General features: G+C 57.9%; 2 protein-coding genes and 1 pseudogene. All 3 read right to left on the reverse strand.

Annotated elements, in window-relative coordinates; genetic code table 11:
- Window positions 1-109 (reverse strand): hypothetical protein (locus tag JHD07_RS09715; protein ID WP_366864199.1); only part of this gene is annotated, 109 nt, incomplete at its 3' end.
- Window positions 93-3,635: a BREX-1 system adenine-specific DNA-methyltransferase PglX gene (pglX, locus tag JHD07_RS09720; RefSeq protein WP_291621441.1), complete on the reverse strand. Its 3,543-nt coding sequence runs from the start codon at window positions 3,633-3,635 to the stop codon at window positions 93-95. The genes JHD07_RS09715 and pglX, both read right to left, overlap by 17 nt.
- Window positions 3,635-3,982, reverse strand: a pseudogene (locus tag JHD07_RS09725) (hypothetical protein); the annotation flags it as partial. The gene pglX and the pseudogene JHD07_RS09725, both read right to left, overlap by 1 nt.

The following is a 3,982-nucleotide window of genomic DNA, read 5'->3' on the forward strand; positions in this document are numbered from 1 at the left end:
CACGAAATTCGCGGGTTGGGTCGTACCAGAAGACGATACGATGCTTTTCGAACTGAGCCTCGAGGCCCTTGGCGATCCGGTCCAACATGGGCTCAGTCGTCCGCGTCATTCAAGCCCTTGACAGGCTTCAGGGCGGCGCCCAACTTGGGGTAATTGGCCTTTACGCCGTCATCGAGGTCGATCTCGATCTTCTGCGTCGCCAGCGGGAACAGAACATCGCGCTCCCAGACGTCGAGCTCCTCGATCTGCTTAGCCGTCGCCTCGATCTCCTTCAGCGCCTTGGTTTTCTGTGTCGGAGAGGCGTCGCCGCTGATGCTCAGTGCCTCCTGTGTCCGGCGGTGCGCCTCCAGCTTCGAGCGGAACTCGCGCAGATAGTCGTTCAGCACCACGCTCACTGTGTCGGAGCGGTAGCGGTGCATGTAGATCAGCGCATTGAACGTGCCCTTGGGGCTAGAGAACAGCCAGTAAATGGGACGTTTCTTGTAACGCTTCACATGGTCGTTGAAGAAGTCGCGGGTGAAGTATTTGCGGATGTCTTTGCCCAGCGCATCCTCGACGAAGGCCAAATTTTCCTGGAAATGCGCGTCGCCGAAAGTCACGCGCAGGAACCTGCGGAAGCGTGCGGCGATGTCGTCTGCGAACCAGTCACCGTCGAGCATGGGGATCACGTTGTCGCCGTCGGGCTCGAACGTAGGCTTCGAAACCTTGACCAGATAGTCTACAAGTCCTTCGCCGTGGTTGGCGAGGATGAGGCCCGGCGCATCTAGGCTGTACCGACCGAACATGCAGCCCACAGCATAAGACACGAACTCGCGCATGGTGTCGGCGAGAAGCAGCATTTCCAGGTCGGCCTCGCTCTTCTTGCCGCCATAGCGATAGGCCGGGTTGCAGGTGAGCGTGATCTCCTCCAGAGCCACTTCAGGGGTCAATTCGTCTTGCAGACCATAGGCGTCAATGAAGATGCGGTTGTTCTCTTCTTCAAGGCGCTGCAACCGTTCCGTCATGCCGCGCCAGTCGGCGCGCAGACTCGCATAGGTTTCAGCAAGCGTTTCTGCCCGAAGCTCGGACGACAAGAGTGGGGGCGTCGCGAAATCCCAAGAAGTCTCGCATGCATCCCAGTCTTTCTTAGAAAGACCTATCGCGCTTTGCGAAATCTCAACCGCCGTGCTCGAAACATCTATTAAAGGAAGCTTGCCAATAGCTCCTTCGCTATAGTCAACGGTGGGTGAAATCGCCGATATTATACGATCAACTACCGATGAATTTAAGAAACCCAGAATCTTATCGGCTTTCCATTTGTCCCGTATCGGAGCAGCAGAGCCCTTGCTCTCAAAGGCGAATTGAGACGGTAAAAGTCGTGCAGAGAAAGATCCAATGGTGAGGCTCGACCACGTCACACCGCCAACGAAAAAGTACTGTGTGTTCTGCGGTCTCGATCTCTGCCGACCATTTTCATCACGATAGTTCCGGATTTCTGAACCATCATTTTGCCAATTGAGCAAATAATCATTATTGCCGTACCAGCGACGGAACGGACCTCCCTTACTGCAAGGAAACCACTTGAACCTATCACGGATACGCTGACCGTCCTCTTCGAATAAGGCCGCCGCCCCGCAAGACACTTCATGCCAAAATCGCAAAAACTTATCGTTATTCCCAGTCTTAAGGCCCTGTTTCGGAGGCGCAATCTGCGCAAGTGGCTCTCCAACTTCAAACGATGAAATAGCCGCTTCGCTGAGCCAATACGCGAGAGGCGAATCCGGTATCTTCGTGAATGACGCCTGCCGTGCTTTGTACTTACCAAAATCTGAACTGAGAAATAACCTCTCAATTTCTTCATTTGTACGGACGATTGAAAATTTCTCGAACAGCCTTCGACAAATCATTTTCGATTCATCGTGTGGGATCGTGTTCAGAGCGGAGAATGCCACGGCCCCAAAGTCAGCACCGAAGACCCCGCGCCCTAAATGGACCAAGGACGAAATATGCTGCTGCCGGAGGAACCATGATCGCAGGCCTTTATAAGAGCTCAAGAACATCCACGATGGGAGGTTAATCATCCCCCAACTGCCGTTTTTGATACACAACAACTGGCACCGCTTCATGAAGGCAGTCATGAGATCGGAGCTTTCAATCGGAAACTCCTTATCCAGCCAAGCGGCCAGTCGATCATTTAGGCCTTTCACACCGGCATATGGCGGGTTCGCCACCACCACATGGTACTTCGGGCCTAGATAATCGGCCATGCGCAGCACCTTCTGCACCCGCACATGTACATTGCGCAGGAACAGATTGCTGCCAACGTCCTTGCCCTCGATGATCTGTCGCACGCCGGAAACATCGGTGAGCGCTGGCCTGATCAGCGAGCCGAAATTATCGGATTCTTCGAACTGGCTCAGGGTGTGGCGCAGGGGCGCGGTGAACAGGTCGCGACCGATGGCGTCCATATAGTCATTGAGTTCACCGACTTCGAACTTAACCGGCTCCAGCACGCAGACATTGGGCTGAACGCCTCGCCGTAGGAACCGCTTCCGTCGCGCCGCCGCCTTCATCGTTAGCGCGAAGGCCGCCAGCGCCCCGGCGCGCTCATCGATCTCGATACCGTAGAGATTTTGGGTGAGGATGAGGCGCGGAATCTCGGCCGCGTCATAGCCCTCCTCCTCATAGATCGCGTACAGCAGATCGAAGGCGTAGGTCAGCATGTGCCCCGAACCGCAGGCGGGATCGCAGACCTTGATCTCCTCCGGCGATGAGATGTGCAGGAAGTCCGTTTCCGGCTCATCGGGCGCGATGTAATAGTCCATCCGCTCCTTCAGCCGAGAGTTCGGGCGATTCAGCATCCACAACCGGCCGAGCGAATTTTCCACCAGGTAGCGCACGATCCAGTGCGGCGTGAAGAGCTGGGTGGCGGCGGGAATGTTCTCAGGCGTGATCTTCTTGTTCTTTTTCAGCCCGGCGAACACCTCGTCCTTCTTTTCCGAGATGTAGAACTGATAGAGCCAGCCGATGATCTCGACGTCCTGGCAGGCGTCCTCGGTCATCACCGTGCGCAGTCTGGCGAGGATACTGCCCTGCGACAGCAGGTCCTCGGGCATCAGCAGCTCGGTGTAGTCGGCTATCGTCTCGAACATGAACGGCATCACCGCGTGCCAGTGGTTGCACGTCGCAACCACTAGCAGGCGATAGGCCTCGCCCTGCGGATCCCGCGACGGCGTGCGGTTGTCGAGCAATGCGCGGACCTGCGCGGCGACGGATTCCGGAACTTCGTCACCGATAATTCCCGCCATCGCCTCCGACAGGATCTCGGGCCGCGTCTGCCCATCGGCCGGCGTCACGACCCGGACGGCCGTATAGCTATTGGCGTCCATGAACCGCAGCGCGGTGAAGCGGTTGAACCAGGTATAGGCGACCCGTTCGATGACCTGATCGCGCGACGTGCGCCCGATTTCACCTGCGAGCTCCTGCACCGCCTTGGGCGCCTCGCGCCGCGCCGCGCTGTTTTCAGCCAGCACCTGAGCGAGTTTCGTCGACACTTGGTCGCGCAGCACTCGGCGGGCTTCCTGCGCGAATTTCTTCAGCGCACCGGTGTCAATCGATTTGCGCTGCGGGGTGCTCGTGGGAGTAATCGAATCCATCAGATCGTGATCCTTTTGCCCGCACGGATTTCCGTGATCAGCGTCTCGCGCAGTGTATCGAGGTAGGCGTCCACAACCCGCTCGTCAGCGAGGAAGGGCTTGGCGTAGGCGACGCGCAGGGCAGTGGCCGCGACGTATTCGGTTGGCGGCGGCGGCGGCGCGGGGGCTGGGCTTTCACCGTCGCGGAAGCCCTGCTGCGCGTCACCGACGCCAGCGGCTTCGCGCGTTGGCTTCGGCGCCGCCGCAGTCACCCTACCGAGGAGCGCGGGATATGCGGTCGACTTGAAGCCGTTCACCCGTTCGCGGATCACCGCGATTAGGCTGCTCTTGTCGATCGTCTCCAGGAC

This window comes from Bradyrhizobium sp. (assembly GCF_016462955.1).
Taxonomy (GTDB): domain Bacteria; phylum Pseudomonadota; class Alphaproteobacteria; order Rhizobiales; family Xanthobacteraceae; genus Bradyrhizobium.

What these genes read in the sequence shown, in the direction of transcription:
- pglX (WP_291621441.1), bottom strand. Translation starts at nt 3,635, where the DNA reads ATGGATTCGATTACTCCCACGAGCACCCCGCAGCGCAAATCGATTGAC.